The 15448-nt window shown below is 36.6% G+C and carries 15 protein-coding genes; 9 read left to right on the top strand and 6 right to left on the bottom strand.

Annotation, left to right across the window (positions count from 1 at the left end):
• Positions 1–5 precede the first annotated feature (5 nt).
• The 6 genes from HMPREF1630_RS03360 to HMPREF1630_RS03335 all read right to left on the bottom strand — a co-directional run bounded on the left by HMPREF1630_RS03360 (position 6) and on the right by HMPREF1630_RS03335 (position 7499).
• Positions 6–2243: an FtsX-like permease family protein gene (locus HMPREF1630_RS03360; RefSeq protein WP_037327035.1), complete on the bottom strand. Its 2238-nt coding sequence runs from the start codon at positions 2241–2243 to the stop codon at positions 6–8.
• A complete protein-coding gene (locus HMPREF1630_RS03355) occupies positions 2243–2938 on the bottom strand; it encodes an ABC transporter ATP-binding protein (RefSeq protein ID WP_037327033.1) in 696 nt (231 codons plus the stop codon). Before HMPREF1630_RS03355 ends, HMPREF1630_RS03360 begins: the two co-directional genes overlap by 1 nt.
• Before the next feature lie 161 nt (positions 2939–3099).
• Complete coding sequence (locus HMPREF1630_RS03350) at positions 3100–4791, bottom strand: vWA domain-containing protein (protein ID WP_004828448.1); 1692 nt, start codon at positions 4789–4791, stop codon at positions 3100–3102.
• Positions 4784–5668, bottom strand: coding sequence for an AAA family ATPase (locus tag HMPREF1630_RS03345; protein ID WP_004828449.1), 885 nt, complete (start codon positions 5666–5668; stop codon positions 4784–4786). Before HMPREF1630_RS03345 ends, HMPREF1630_RS03350 begins: the two co-directional genes overlap by 8 nt.
• Position 5669: 1 nt before the next feature.
• Positions 5670–5984 (bottom strand): hypothetical protein, encoded by a 315-nt coding sequence (locus HMPREF1630_RS03340; protein WP_037327030.1) that lies wholly within the window; start codon positions 5982–5984, stop codon positions 5670–5672.
• Positions 5985–6044: 60 nt separating this feature from the next.
• On the bottom strand, positions 6045–7499 hold the full coding sequence (locus HMPREF1630_RS03335; protein WP_004828453.1) for a carbon starvation CstA family protein: 1455 nt from the start codon (positions 7497–7499) through the stop codon (positions 6045–6047).
• 255 nt (positions 7500–7754) lie between these two features.
• Here HMPREF1630_RS03335 and HMPREF1630_RS03330 point away from each other — a divergent pair, with 255 nt between their 5' ends.
• From HMPREF1630_RS03330 to rpsO, 9 genes are all read left to right on the top strand, one after another.
• Complete coding sequence (locus HMPREF1630_RS03330) at positions 7755–8198, top strand: ribosome maturation factor RimP (protein ID WP_004828455.1); 444 nt, start codon at positions 7755–7757, stop codon at positions 8196–8198.
• An 11-nt stretch (positions 8199–8209) separates the two neighbouring features.
• Positions 8210–9433, top strand: a complete 1224-nt coding sequence (gene nusA, locus HMPREF1630_RS03325) for a transcription termination factor NusA (RefSeq protein ID WP_004828458.1) — start codon at positions 8210–8212, stop codon at positions 9431–9433.
• A gap of 28 nt (positions 9434–9461) precedes the next feature.
• Entirely contained in the window at positions 9462–9728 is a 267-nt protein-coding gene (gene rnpM / locus HMPREF1630_RS03320; protein WP_004828461.1) for an RNase P modulator RnpM, read from the top strand.
• Between the two features lie 9 nt (positions 9729–9737).
• Entirely contained in the window at positions 9738–11888 is a 2151-nt protein-coding gene (gene infB / locus HMPREF1630_RS03315) for a translation initiation factor IF-2 (RefSeq protein ID WP_004828462.1), read from the top strand.
• Positions 11889–12272: a 30S ribosome-binding factor RbfA gene (rbfA, locus tag HMPREF1630_RS03310; protein WP_037327026.1), complete on the top strand. Its 384-nt coding sequence runs from the start codon at positions 11889–11891 to the stop codon at positions 12270–12272. It abuts the gene before it with no gap.
• A complete protein-coding gene (locus HMPREF1630_RS03305) occupies positions 12253–13224 on the top strand; it encodes a DHH family phosphoesterase (RefSeq protein ID WP_004828466.1) in 972 nt (323 codons plus the stop codon). The genes rbfA and HMPREF1630_RS03305 overlap by 20 nt, the downstream gene beginning before the upstream one ends.
• Positions 13217–14113, top strand: a complete 897-nt coding sequence (gene truB, locus HMPREF1630_RS03300; RefSeq protein ID WP_004828468.1) for a tRNA pseudouridine(55) synthase TruB — start codon at positions 13217–13219, stop codon at positions 14111–14113. The genes HMPREF1630_RS03305 and truB overlap by 8 nt, the downstream gene beginning before the upstream one ends.
• Positions 14088–15032 carry a bifunctional riboflavin kinase/FAD synthetase gene (locus tag HMPREF1630_RS03295; RefSeq protein WP_004828470.1) on the top strand — a complete coding sequence of 315 codons (945 nt, stop codon included), beginning with the start codon at positions 14088–14090 and terminating at the stop codon, positions 15030–15032. The genes truB and HMPREF1630_RS03295 overlap by 26 nt, the downstream gene beginning before the upstream one ends.
• A gap of 108 nt (positions 15033–15140) precedes the next feature.
• Complete coding sequence (rpsO, locus tag HMPREF1630_RS03290) at positions 15141–15404, top strand: 30S ribosomal protein S15 (protein ID WP_197049851.1); 264 nt, start codon at positions 15141–15143, stop codon at positions 15402–15404.
• Positions 15405–15448: the final 44 nt, after the last annotated feature.

The raw sequence follows: 15448 nt of genomic DNA, 5'->3' as shown, positions 1-15448 counted from the left end.
TTTTTTTACCCATTTATAATTTTCAATTCCTTTACCATATCAATTTTTGAAATTTTTCTTTTTTCAAGCACTTGGACTAGGATAAATATTAGTAAGCTAAGACCTATGGCTTCGATAAAGCTTATAAGTGGAATATTTATTTCTACATAGGCATCTAGTTTTGTGATAGCATATCTTGTCATAGTTCTTATCAAAAAGTCCATCATAGGAATCATGATGATTTCAAAGACTAGGAGGATAAGGAAGATAGGATTTGTGTAAATCGCAGTGCTTTCCCTAGCTCTTATGCCAAAGACTTTTAGGTAGGAGATATTTGTCTTTGACTTATCTATGATTAGACTGGTTACCAAATAGGAAATGATAAGGTAAAAAACGAGGGTTACGACCAATAGACTATCGAAGACACCACCAAAGGAATCTAGGAAGTGGGCCATGAACTTATTCAGATCTTCCTTGTTAATTTCATTGATTAAGATATTTTTGTCAATACTTAGCCTTTGGCTAGACCCGTAAGCGTTGAAATAATCCTTATCCAGACCCAGAATTTTATTTATATTTTCCCTTTTACCAAGGATTTGAAACTGGTTGTTGTCCTTATCTATAGATTTTATCTTAAGTTTAACTTTGTCATAATTGAAATTTTCTATGGCATCAATCTCATCGCCAACCTTTAACTTGTAAACATTAGCAAGACCATTTGAAATTATTACATCTTTCTTATCCAAATTCCCAATATTCAAATCCTTATATTTTGAATCGGAATCTACCCCTAGGCACTGGATTTTTTTCATATTAAAATCTACCAAGTCAAAGCTAAGCATAGAAATTTTATCTGCTTTGATTTTAGGGTCTGGGGCTTTTACCAGATAGGTGTGGTCATATTTCATTGAATTTTTGACTTTTTCTGCATAGTCTGTAAAAATTGGCTTGACTCCTAGAGAATAAATCAAAAGGATGTTGGCAAGGCCTATACCAAAAATTAGGCTGATAATATTGGCCCTATTAGCAAGGATGACCCTTAACCTAAATTTGTTGATAAAGGCAAACTTATCTAGCTTTACCCTCAATCTTGCTTTTGGTGATTTGAGTGTATTTCTTAAAAAGTCTATGGCCTTGTGATTAAGGGCCTTACTTATTACAAAGAAATTTATTATTAAATAAATCAAAAGTGGGATAAGGCTGGTTAAGATAAAGGACCTTAGGTTAAAGGAAACTACAAATTTTGGTAGGTCGTAGGACTTGTAGTAGAGGGCTGTGTAGGTTTGGTAGGCATGGGTGTAGGCAATGAGATTGCCAATTAGGCAAGCAAGCAGGGTAATGAATATCGGCATTAGCATATAAGACTTTACAAGCTCACTTTTTTTGTAACCAGAGGCGAGTAGGGTGCCGATGATTGGCGCTTCCTCTTCAATCATGGATTTTACTTGGATGGCACTGATAAAGGCGATAGCAAGGACTAGGACTACCATAAGGGCTGTCATCATTGGCACATCGCCACCCATGTCTTCTATAAAGTACCTTATGCACTGGTTGTCATAAATTAAAAGCGAATCTGTTACCATGTTTGTTTTGTTAATAATTTTAAGCAAGTCCTTTTGCTTGTCTCTGGCCTTTGACTTTGGCAAATTTTCCTTATCTTTGTAGGAATATTGGTAGGTGATTTGCTCTGAAATGTTTTTAAGCCCATCTTTTGCCACAAGACCCACCCCAAAAAATCCTGGATCCATAACGAGGTCGCTGTTGTTTTTAAGGAGGGTAGAGTAGTCTGGAAGGGCGATTAGACCTACAATCTTAAATTTTTTTCCTTCTAGGCTAAGTGAATCACCAACCTTAAGGCCATTGGCCCTGGCGTAGTTTGCAGAAATAGCGATTTCGTCCTTAGTCTGGGCAAGTCTTCCTTCAAGAATGGATGGGATGTTGATTTTTTCCCTATTTTCAAAGACCCTTAGGGTCTTATTTTCTCCGGACTTTGCCTCAACATAAAAATTTTCGTTTAGGCTTATCTTCTTATTTTCCAAGTCTTTTTTGACTTTTTCATCTAATCTATCAATACAGGTAAAATTTCCATCTTCAACCTTGCCCTGATTTATAAGCTCGTAGTAGAGCTTTTTTGTAGAATCTTGGGCTGTGAAAAATGATGAAGAAAAGATAATTATAAAACAAAGGGCGATGAAAATTGGCAAGACCCTGGAAGGATGAAAGTAGACTTGCCTGTAGGCTCTCTTATAAATTGGATTTTTCATTACCAAGTCACTTCCTTTGCTTGAATTTTCTCATTGTTTTTGACATAGGATTTAACCTTGCCATCGTGGATATTTAAGATATAATCGCACATCTTGCTTATCTGGATGTTGTGGCTTGCTATAAGAATGGTAGCCTTATAGTCATGGTTCATTTTTTCAAGCAAGTAGAGGACATCTTTGGCACTTTCATAATCGAGTGCACCGGTTGGCTCATCACAAATTAAAATTTCCGGCCTTTTGATAAGGGCTCTGGCAATCGAGGTTCGCTGAGCCTGACCACCAGAAACTTCATTTGGATACTTGTAAATTTGATCCTTGATTCCCAAGTCATCGACAAGTTTGTTAATATCGAGTGGATTTTTTGCAAGATACTTGCCTAGTTCTATGTTTTCAAAAATATTTAGGTCGCTAATTAGGTTGTAAAATTGAAAAACAAAGCCCAGCTTATTTCTTCTGTAGGTTTCCAAATCTTTTTTACTCATGCTGGCTAGATTTTCGCCCAAAATATTAACTTCGCCACTATCAATGCTTTCAATACCACCGATTATATTAAGGAGGGTGGACTTGCCAGACCCAGATGGGCCCAAAATACAGATGATTTTCCCACTTTCTATTTCAAGGTCAATATTTTTCAACACTTCAATCTTAGCTTGGCCTTGGCCGTAACTTTTACACAAATTTTTTATTTTTATCATAGGACCTCCTTTTATAACGATAATCTCTATCATTATTATAGCACTGTTAAAAATCATAGACAATAGAAGGTTGCTATTTTAAGAGGATTGCAAAAAAAATCTAGAAAATTTTCAACCAGCAATCATGAATTATCTCCGAAGTTGGTTTTAAATTTTCTAGCTTATTTTTCTAAAGATTGGATTTGTTTTTTGATAAATTTGCCACAGGCCTTTGCAATTTCAGTCGGTTGGTCGATTTTTATAAACTTATTCCTATAAAGGCTTTTGGCGTTGTCTAGGTTATCGCCACTTATGATGGCGGCTATTTGTAGACCTTTTTTTCGAAGGTCATCTAAGTTTTTTCTTGCATCAAAAAGACCGATTTCGTCTTGGTAGGGTTTATTGAGCCTAAAATTTTTGGTTATGAGGGGTTTTAGGTCTTGGGGATTGGCGTCGGTGAGGATTAAAGAAAGGGAATCTTTGATATCCTTATCCAAAATCGCCCTGTAGGCACGAAAAACAAGCCCGTCTCTGTTCCAACCCATGGCCTTAAAACGAAAGATTTTTTTGATTTCTGCTTTTTCGTCATAGTCTTTGAGGATGGTAAGAATGGTAAAGTCGCCAACAGTTTGAAAGGAGACTACCCTGTTTAAGATAGAGTTATTTTCCAAAGACTTGGCTAGGATATAGGCTTCGATGGCTACTTCAGATTCCTTCTCGAGCAGGGAAGCAGATCCGTCAACAAGGAGGTCTACCTTCATAGTAGGGTCAGGTTGGAGGTTTTTTTTCTTAAAAATCTTTGCCTTATCACTTATTTCAGCCTTATAGGCAAGTCTTGGAATAAGTTTGCCTCGGTTGGAGAGGTCTTCGTCCAAAGAAGAAGTTAGGTTTAATTTAAGTTTGATTTGCTTAGATAAAACTGCTATAGCCCTGGTATAGGCAGATTTGTTAGCCTTAAATTTTAAGAGGTGTCTGGCTATAGCCTTTTTATTTAAGTCTTGGTCGAGGTCCTTGTCGTTTTCGGTAATGCCCCTGGTATAAAAAAGTCTGGATTTTTTGTGGCTGTCTGTGCACAAGTCCCTTTCGATACCAAGCCTTATTTTCTCATCAAAAAGAGATTTGCCAAAGGTTTTTTCTATGTAGGCTAGGCTCTCCTTACGTTTTTTAATTTTAAAATCTAGGATAAGAGAGCCAATCCCATGTGATTTTTGCATATTTCCGGCAAAATTTGCTGGCATATTTGACCTCTCAAGGCTCACCATGCCAGCACTTTCAAAAAGAGAAAGATTTAGGGATGGGATTTTTTTCAAGAGGTCACTCTCCCTATAGCCAAGGTAGGTTTTAAAAAGGCTTATAACTCTGCTTTCTACATTAGTTTTATCTGTATCAGCAGGTAGGCTCAATTTTTTGTAGAGGTCCAAGTCTTTTTTTGAAAAATTATTGGTAGGGGCGTCAAGAATTTCCCTCATCCTAATTAGTTCTAGCCTGTAAAGTGCGTTTTGCCTAAGGGCAAGGTTTCTCCTTTGAAGGTCGTACTTATCATCCAGAAATTTTTGGGCGTAGGCAATCCTTAAAGATTTTAAAACTGGTCTTTCGCTTACTTCTTTTTTGTAGGCAAAGTCTTCTAGGATATAGACAAGGGCAAGGTCATACCTATCTCGTCTAAAGTTATAGGCCCAAGCATCAAAGAGCTTTTGAATTTCTCTTTCGCCTAAATATTTGATGGCAAGACCTATTATCAAATTTATGTAAAAATCAGGATTGCCGTCAATATTTTCCCCGATAATAAAATTTTCAAAATCATAATTACCGGCTCCTGCCCACTGGATGTTTGCTATTCGATTTTCATAAAGTTTTTCTTTAGGTCTATCCATTTATCAGGTCTTTTTGGTAAATATTATCTGGAAAACGAGCCTTAAGCAGGTCTTCAATTAGGTCAGCTTCATAGTCATCGAAAATTTTATTGACTAAGCAAAGCCTCATCGCTTCTTTAAATTCAAGGCCTTCCTTCACTAGGTCTAGGCCATCGAAAATCCCCCTCAAATCTGGGGCAGTGTCAGAAATTTCGTGGGCATTAGCCTTATCTTTCAAATCCTTAAAAAAGTTTGCAATGTCGGTTAAGTACCTATCTTTAAGGTCAGGGTAGTGGGTCTTGATGAGGTTTACTAAATCACTATCAGATATCCTTGGCATTTTAATAATGGCAAACCTCGACAAAAGTGCTTCATTTAGGTCACGAGTACCTTCGTAGCCGTAGTTCATAGTTGCGATAAAACGGGTGGCCGGATGGACATTAATTAGTTTATATCCTGGTATATCAATCCTCCTCCTGTAGTCAAGGACAGAATGGAGGACTGCCATTGCTTCGTTTTTTGCCATATTGATTTCATCAAGGACAGCAAAACCACCATAGCGACTTGCAAGGCTTATAGGGCCTTCCCTGAAGGTGACAGACCCAGATTTTAGGGTGTCATCACCGATGAGGCTTGAAGCATCAACGCTTACGTGAAAGGAAATATTCCACATAGGACGGGCAAAAAGATAGGCCAAATTTTCTGCGAGAACATTCTTACCTGTAGCTTTTTCTCCAACAAGCAGGATGTTTTTGCCGGATAGAATTGCTGCAATCGCTTCTTCTAGAACATCATCTCCCATATACAAGAATTTTGGCTTTGGAATCCTTTCTACAAGGTCACTATCGATGGGGTATTTATTTTTAAATTCATCTATTTTTTTATTGAAATTTTCCATCTTAACGCTCGATTGTGTTTATTTCAGTTTTTATGTAAAGTTTTTTAAATAATCCGATACCAAAGGCAGAGATTTCTATTTCCATATCATCCTTCACAAAGGAAAAGAAGTTCGGATTTACAAAAATATCTATGTCCTGATCACTAAATTTTTTGTAGGCTTCCTTATTGCCAATAAGCTTGGTAGAAACATCAAAATCCACAGTGCCTATAGTGCAGCAGGTTTCCTTGCTATCAAGGTCTGGATTTATATAAATTTCTCTAATATTTTTTTTATCGGCAAAATCCTTAGCCGTCTTAGTTATAATAAATTTCATAGCTCCTCCTAGCTTTATTATATTAAAAAAGAGTGGCATAAGCCACCCCTTTTCAAAATTTTAATCTAATATTATAGATTCAATTCTTTCTCTATTTTTCTTGCCAAGTTTTAGTACACAAATTACATATAAAACTGTGATAACTGCTGCAACTGGATAGGCAATTGTATATGGTTGTCTAAGTCCGATAGGGTCTGCATTTATAATAAATGAGAATACTACGAAGCAGTAGAAAGCACCTGGTATTAAGGTGATTAGGTAGTTTTTGTTGGTGTACATTAGGTAAACTGTTGCAACTGCAAGGGCAAAGATAGCTACGAATTGGTTTGTAAATCCGAAGTATCTCCAAAGTAGGTTGAATCCACCTGGGTTTGTCTTAGCAAAGTATAGGATACCTGCTGCAGGAATAAATAATACTGCTGCAAGAATAGCTCTCTTTGCAGGATTTCTTTGGTCAATATTCATTTCTTCAGAAATTATAAGTCTTAAGGATCTAAATGCTGTATCGCCTGATGTGATAGGAAGTGCTATTACACCGATGATGGCAAGTAGACCACCGATATTACCCATGAAGTATTTAGAAATATTACCAACCATGATTGTTCCAGGAGTGTCAAGAGCACTTTCTCCAGAAGAGAATAGAACCATAGCACCTGCTGCCCAAATCATAGCTATAAAACCTTCAGCTATCATAGTTGAGTAGAAGGTCATCCTTGCTTCTCTTTCAGATTTAACTGTTCTAGAAACTAGGGTTACTTGAGAGCCATGGAAACCTGATAAGATACCACAGGCTACTGTTATGAAGAAGGCTGGGATAAATTTTTGTCCCTTTGGATGTTGGGCAAGAAGACCTTGGCCTTCAAAAGCTAAGTGTCCGCCACCTTGGGTTAGGATACCAATTAAAACACCAAAGGCAGAAATGATTAGGAATGCACCGAAAATTGGATAGATTCTACCGATTACCTTATCAATAGGCATTACTGTAGAAAGTATGTAGTAAGCAAATATTACAGCGTAGATAATCCAAATTACTGCACCTTCTGGGTCTTTTCCTAATACGAATTTTGCAATTAAGTCGCCAGGGGTATAAACAAATACAACACCTGTTAGTAGAAGTAGGATTGCGATTACAACGTTATAAAATGCTCTGATTCCGCTGCCTAGGTACTTACCAACAAGTTTTGGTACTTGGCTACCGCCGTTTCTCATAGAAATAAATCCTGTCATGAAATCGTGAACTGCACCTGCAATTACACAACCAATAGGAATAGCGATAAATGCGATAGGGCCAAATAGGATACCTTGGATAGGTCCTAAGATAGGTCCTGTACCTGCTATGTTTAGTAGATTTATAAGCCAGTTTTTGGTCTTGCTCATAACTACAAAGTCGACACCGTCGGCTTTTCTAACTGCTGGAGTTTCTCTGTCATCTGGTTCTAGTTGACTTTCAACATATTTAGAATAGAAATAACCTCCACCTAACAAAATTATAAGTCCAATAATAAATAGTGTCATTGTGTCCTCCTTTATTTATTATCTTATAACCATTATAAGATAAATAAAAAAATATTACAAGTCTTATATCTGAATCTCAACATCTAAAACATTTTCATAATATTAGTTATCATTAAAATATAATTCTCATTACTAGGTGGTTGAGATAGGAATTAATTTTTTAAAACATTGATAAATAATGATAAGCTAGTATAGTAGACTTAGTAAGAGTGGGGCGGAAATTCCACTTTTTTTTAATGTTGGGGGTAAATTGAGATGGATTTAATAGAAAAATTGAAAAACGCTCTGGAAAGTGACATAGAAAATTTAGGCTATGACCTTGTTGACCTTGAGTTTATCGGGGGCAAAGACGGTAATCGACTTATTTTTTATATTTACAAGGAAGATGGAATTACGATTGATGATTGTGAGAGGGTGAGTGGATTTCTTGATGAAAAGCTCGATGAGCTTGATTTAATCAAAAGCTCCTACTACCTAGAAGTATCCTCTCAAGACCTATCAAGACCACTTAAGACAGATAAGGACCTTCTTAGAAATAAGGATGAGCTACTTAAGATAAAGCTTAAAAATGGTGACCTTATCCTAGCTAAGATGAAGGATATCAAAGATGAATCAATAGTTTTTGCCAAGGAAGATGGCAAAGATATAGAGATAAATAAATCGGATATCAAGGAAATAAAAATAGAGATAGTGTTCTAAAAGGAGATATGATGAACAAAGACTTTATGTTGGCCCTTGATGAGCTATGCAAGGATAAGAATGTAGAAAAAGAAGTAATCCTAGATGCTCTAGAAAAGGCGCTTGTGAAAAGTTATCAAAAAAATTATGATAACCAAGAAAATGTTGACGTTACTATTGACCATGAGACTGGGGAAATCGGGGTTTATGCCCTAAAAGAAGTAGTTGATAAGGTGGAAGATCCTATAAATCAAATTAATTTAAAGGATGCAAAGGATCTAGATGCTTCTTTGGCAGTTGGTGATACAGCAAGGATTAAGTTAGTGCCTAAAAATTTTGGCAGGGTTGCTGCTCAAACTGCTAGGAATATTGTTATTCAAAAGATAAGGGATGCCCAAAGAGAATCCTTATTTGGTGACTATCTTGATAGGGAAAATGAACTTATCACAGGTTTAATCCAAAGAGTTGACAAATACAATGTCTATGTAAACCTAGACAGGATTGAAGGAATTGTTCCTCTTAAAGAACAAGTTCCTACAGAATCTTATATCCCAAATGAGAGGATGAAATTCTTAATTAAAGAAGTGAGAAATTCTGGCAAGGACCCACAAATTGTTTTGTCTAGGTCTTCAGAAAATCTTGTTACTAGACTTTTTGAGCTAGAAGTGCCTGAAATTACTGACGGAGTTATAGAAATTTATTCTATAGCTAGGGAAGCAGGATCAAGGACAAAGATGGCGGTATTTTCTAATGATGAAACCATTGATGCTGTTGGAGCTTGTATAGGTTATAAGGGAGCGAGAGTTAATTCTATTGTAGACTCACTCCAAGGAGAAAAGATTGATATTATAAATTATTCTAAGGATATAGAATCTTTTATTTCCAACGCCCTATCTCCAGCAGATATTATAGAAGTTTATGTCAATGAGAGAAATAAGCAATCTCTAGTGGTTGTTGAGGATGACCAGCTTTCTCTTGCCATTGGCAAGGAAGGTCAAAATGCAAGACTTGCAGCAAGGCTTACTGGTTGGAAGATTGATATCAAGTCAAAACTTGAATTTGACAGCCTAAGTCAGGAAGAGATTGATGAAATTCTTTCTATAAACGAAGAAGAAGTTTCTGATGAAAAGTCTACAGATGATAAAGATTTAGAAGCTTACGACTTGGCAGAAGAAAATGCAAGTGATGATAAAGATGAAGAAATTTCTGATGAAGATAAGGAAGAAATTTCTAAAGAACCTACAGATGAAGACTAGGAGCTAGCTTTCAGCAAGGAATAAGGAAATGATAAAAACTCGCAAAATACCACAAAGAAAATGTATTGTGTGTGGTTCGTTAAAAGATAAGGGAGACCTTCTTAGGATTGTAAATAACAAGGAAGAGGGAATCTTGATAGATGAAAGTGGAAAAGTAAACGGAAGAGGTGCCTACGTGTGTAAGGATGAAACTTGCATCAAGGGCCTTAAGAAATCAAATAAGCTAAATCAAGCCTTTAAAATGAAGATAGATGACGAAATTTATGAGGAGTTAGAAGCTTATGAACTAAAATGAGGTGATTATATGGCTGATAAAATAAGAGTATACGAATTGGCAAAAGAAAATGGCTTAGAATCAAAGGAAATGATTAGAATCCTAAATGATGAATTTAACTTAGGTATTAAATCTCATATGTCCATGATAAGTGGGGAAGACCACAAATTAATCAATGATTTCCTAAGTGAATTAAATGATGATTCTAGTGAAGATGTTAGCGTAGAAGAAGAGATAATAGAAAAGCCTAAAGCAAAAGCAAAACAAGAGAAAAAAAGAGAAAAGAAAATTGATCTTAAAAATCTAGACGACGATGATGATCAAGAGCAAGTAGTAAGCAAGAAGAATAGAAAAAAGAAGAATAAGAAGAAAAAATCGAAGAAGAGCAATAGGCAAGAGAAGAGTATGAAAGCTAACAAAGATTCAAGAATAGAAATACCAGAAACAGTAAATGTCAAGGCGTTTGCAGATAAACTTGGAGAAAGCCCAAATTCAGTAATAGGAAAATTGATAGGTCTTGGTACAATGGCAGGACTTAATGACCAGATTGATTTTGATACAGCAAACCTTGTAGCCATGGAATTTGGCAAGGAAATCTTTAAGGAAGAAGAATATGATGCCTTAGAAGAGCAATCATATGATTTAGACTATGAAGATAAGGAAGAAAACTTAATTGAAAGACCTCCTGTTGTATCAGTAATGGGTCACGTTGACCATGGTAAAACAAGTATCCTAGATGCTATCAGAAATACTTCTGTAACTCGTGGAGAAGCTGGTGGTATTACCCAACATATAGGTGCTTATACTGTAGATATCAATGGTAAAGCAATCTCTTTCTTAGATACACCAGGCCACGAAGCCTTCACAGAAATGAGAATGAGGGGTGCTCAATCAACTGATATTGCCATCCTTGTGGTAGCTGCAGATGATGGGGTTATGCCACAAACAGTTGAGGCGATTAACCACGCCAAGGCAGCTGATATTCCAATAATAGTAGCCATAAACAAGATGGATAAGGAAACAGCCGATCAAAATAGGGTTATGCAAGGTCTTATGGAATATGGTCTTGTTCCAGAAGAGTGGGGTGGAGATACCATCATGGTTCCAGTGTCTGCCCACACAGGCAAGGGCATCAAGGACCTGCTTGAGATGGTCCTACTTGTAGCTGAAGTTAGGGAACTAAGGGCAAATCCAAACAGGGATGCTGTTGGTATTATAATCGAAGCCCAACTTGACAAGTCAAGGGGTCCAGTTGCAACTGTGCTTGTACAAAAAGGTACCCTCCGTCAAGGAGATTATGTGGTTACAGGTTCTGCCTCAGGTAGGATTAGGGCAATGTTTGATTCAAAAGGAAAGCCAATCAAAGAAGCAGGCCCTTCTATACCAGCCCAAATTCTTGGTCTTTCTGATGTAGCAGAAGCTGGCGATAAGATTTATGCAGTTAAGGATGAAAAAATCGCTCGTGACTATGCAGATAGGGCTAAAGAATTTAAACGTGAAGAAAGATTAATCGCCAAAGCTAATACCAACCTTGAAGATATGTATTCAGACATCCAAGAGGGTGAATTAAAAGAACTTAATATCATTGTTAAGACTGATGTTAAGGGAACTGTTGATGCTGTAAGCTCTTCTTTAACAAAATTATCAAATGAAGAAGTCAAGGTAACAGTAATAGCAGGTGCTGTTGGTGGTATTACAGAATCAGACGTCCTCTTAGCTCAAGCGTCAAATGCTATTATAATCGGCTTTAACGTAAGACCTACCCAAGGTGCTTTAGAAAGAGCTAAGGATAATAATATAGAAATCAGGACCTACAGCGTAATCTACGAAGCAATCGAAGATGTATCAAAGGCTATAGTAGGTATGCTAGATCCAGAATTTAAGGAAAATGTTCTAGGCAGGGCAGAAGTAAGAGATACCTTCAGGATTCCAGGAGCAGGCACAATCGCAGGTGTTATGGTAACAAGTGGTGTCATTACAAGAAAAGCAATGATCAGACTTCTAAGAGATAACGTAGTTATCTTTGATGGCGAAATTTCATCAATGAAGAGATTTAAAGATGATGCATCAAAACTCCAATCAGGTTATGAAGGCGGAATCGGACTTGAAAGATACAACGACATAAAAGTAGGCGATGTAATGGAAGCCTATGAAATGGTTGAAACAGAAAGAAGTTTATAGATGAATAAAAAAAGAACAGCTAGGATTTCATCTGAGGTTAAAAGGGAAATATCAAAGATAATAATGGATGACCTAAATGACCCGAGATTATCCGCAGAAGCCATGGTATCAGTTACTGATGTAGAAGTTACCAACGACTTATCCTACGCTGATATCTATATATCAGTCCTTGGAGATAATAAAATCAAGGATGGAGTAATGCAAGCGCTTAATCAAGCCAAGGGTTATATTAAAATCCTAATTGGTGAGAGAATGAGACTTAGGTCCATGCCAGAATTTCGTTTTAAATTTGATAATTCTATCGAGCATGGTGCCTACATGGATAAGTTAATAGCAGAAACAATCGCAAAGGATAAAAAAGCAAATGAAGCTAGAGAAGATTAGTAAAGAACACTTAGATAAGTTTTTAGAAATGGTTGATAAGGCAGAAACAATCGCCATTGCCAGCCACGTAAATCCTGACGGAGACAATATCGGTTCGTCCCTTGGACTTAGAAGGTCATTAGAAAAGTATGGTAAAAAAGTTGAAGTAATTGCAATCGACACAATTGACGATTACTTACAATTTCTACCAGAACTTGATCACTACAAGGAAGCTAGCCTTGATAAGTACGACCTATTTATAATTGTGGACTGCTCTGAATTTGACAGGATTGGCAAGGCTACAGAAATTGCAAGAAGATCTGATAAAACCATAGTTATCGACCACCATGTTGGTGGAAAAATCAACTGCGATTTGAATATGATTTATGAAACCTCACCTGCAACATGTGAGTTGGTTTACGAAATAATTGATAGACTAAACCTACCAATGGATAAGACAATAGGTACCCTTTTATTTACAGGCCTATGCACAGACACAGGCAGGTTCATGTATTCAAATGTTTCCGAATACACTTTTAGGGCAGCAGGCAGACTAATTACAGATGGAATTGATTATGAATATATTTACGAAAATCTCTACCAATCCCAACCAGTAGCAGTCATGCAGTTTCATAATGAAATCATATCTAAGGCAGAATTTTTTGACAAGAAGGCCTTTGCTATCGCAACCAAGGCCCAAGTTGAAAAATACGGCGTACAAATGGGTGATGCAGAAACAATTGTCAATAAACTTAGGGACCTTAGAGAAGTAAATGTGTCTATGATTGTAAAAGAATATGACGACGGCGAATACAAGGTGTCTATGAGAAGCAAAACTGCCGATGTAGCCGCAGTTGCTAGAGCTCATGGAGGTGGGGGCCACATCAAGGCAAGTGGTTACTCAATTTTTGATGAGAGTCTAGAAGCTGCTTGTGAAAAAGCCCTTGCTGTATTAAAGGAAATAGATGCTTAAGGGAATCCTTAATGTAAACAAAGAAAAGGGCATATCTTCAGCTAGGGTTGTAAGCCTTGTAAGACGTGCCCTTGGAATGAAAAAAGTCGGTCACACAGGGACCTTAGACCTTGAAGCGAGTGGAGTTTTGCCAATTGTAATAGGCAAGGCTACAAGAGTTTCAGATTATATGATGACCAAGGATAAGGTCTATGAAACAGAGTTGATCCTCGGTGCAAAGACCGATACCCTAGATGCAGCAGGCAAAATTATAGCCAAGAGCGATAAGGTTGTAAGTAGGTATGAATTTATAGAAGCAATGAATACTTTTAAGGGGGAAATAGAGCAAATTCCTCCTATGTATTCAGCCCTTAAGGTAAATGGCAAAAAACTCTATGACCTTGCCAGAGATGGCATCGAAATTGAGAGAAAAAGAAGAAAAGTTAAGGTTTATGATATAGACCTTTTAGACTTTGCCTTTCCCCAAGCGACAATAAGGGTGACCTGCTCAAAGGGGACTTATATTAGAACCTTGGTTGACGACATAGGCGAAAAACTAGGGACCCTTGCCTATGTCAACGAGCTAAAAAGAGTTAGGGTCGGGGATCTGGATGTTAAGGACGCTATAAATAGCGAAGATATATTAAAAATTGCAAAGAAAGATTTACTTAAGAAACTTTATCCAGTAGACTTTGCCCTAAAGGATTTTGAAAAAATCGTTCTTGACAAAAAATATTTAGAAAATCTTGTAAATGGTCAACTGGTAGAAGTCGCAGACAGGTTTGATAAGACTGTAAGGGTCTATGCCGGGGAAGACTTCATCGGGCTTGGTGAAAATTACAAGGAAAATGATAAGAGTTTCTTAAAAATGGAGAAAGTGTTTTATGAAAGAGAAGATAAGAATATATGATTTAAACAGCGACCTACCTGACTTAGAAAAAAAGGTAGTTTCCCTAGGATACTTTGACGGAGTTCACCTAGGTCATCAAAAGTTAATGAAAAGAAATGTAGACTTATCGAAAAAATATGGTTATACTCCATCAATTTTATTATTTAAGGAAAATACAAAAACTACAGTCAAAGACGATAAGAGGTACCTATCAAGTCTTGAAGATAAGGTAGAAATCTTATCCCAGCTTGGCATAAAAACTTTTTGCTTGGTTAATTTTGACGAAAATTTTATGAAACTTTCTCCAACAGATTTTATAAAGACAATCATAGCTGAGAAATTGAATGCGAAAATTATTATAGTTGGCGATGACTATCGTTTTGGCTACAAGGCAAGTGGGACAGTTGACACCCTAAGAGAATATGAAAATATTTTTGCCTACATAACAGATGTTGTTGACTTTGAGATGGAAGACGACCATGCCAAAATTTCTTCAGGGCACCTTAGAAATTTCATAAGAAATGGTGAAATTAAAAAAGCCAATAAGTATTTGGGTAGACCTTATAAAATTCGTGGCAAGGTAGTCCATGGCAAACGCAGGGGAAGGTTGTTAAATTTTCCTACAGCTAACCTCGACCTAAGTTTTCCCTATGTCATTCCTACTGATGGGGTCTACCTTACCATAACCAATATTAGGGGCAAGGATTATTATGGCCTTACTAATATTGGCTCAAACCCAACCTTTGAAGAAGGCGATGATAAAAAGATAGAGACTTTTATCTTTGATTTTAATGATTCGATTTATGATGAAGATATCAGCGTTGAATTTATTGAATTTTTAAGACCGGACTTCAAATTCAATTCGGCAGAAGAATTAATTGCCCAGATGGATAAGGATAAGGAAAATGGTCTTAATTATATTGAAAAACACCTAAAATGATTTGGCAAAATAATATTTGGGGTGTATAATAAAGACGTAGCTTTGCTAGGTATATGAGACCTCGACTAATACATGGCAAAGGCTCTATTAAATAATACGGAGGAAATTATGAACGCAGTAGAAAAACAAGCAATAATTAAAGAATACCAATTAGATGAGAAAGACACAGGTTCACCAGAAGTACAAATCGCTATCCTATCAAAAAGAATAGCTGACTTAACTGAACACTTAAAATTAAACACAAAAGACCATTCTTCAAGACGTGGATTATACAAAATGATCAGACGTAGAAGAGGTATGCTTACTTATTTAAAAGACAATGATATTGATAGATATAGATCAATTATCGATAGACTTGGACTAAGAGGTTAATTATTTTGGCGGGGTATTACCCGCCTTATTTTATATATAGGAGA

This window comes from Anaerococcus lactolyticus S7-1-13 (genome assembly GCF_000758765.1).
Lineage (GTDB): Bacteria > Bacillota > Clostridia > Tissierellales > Peptoniphilaceae > Anaerococcus > Anaerococcus lactolyticus.
The sequence above is the reverse complement of the archived record's forward strand: the minus strand, read 5'-3'. Positions and strand labels throughout refer to the sequence as shown.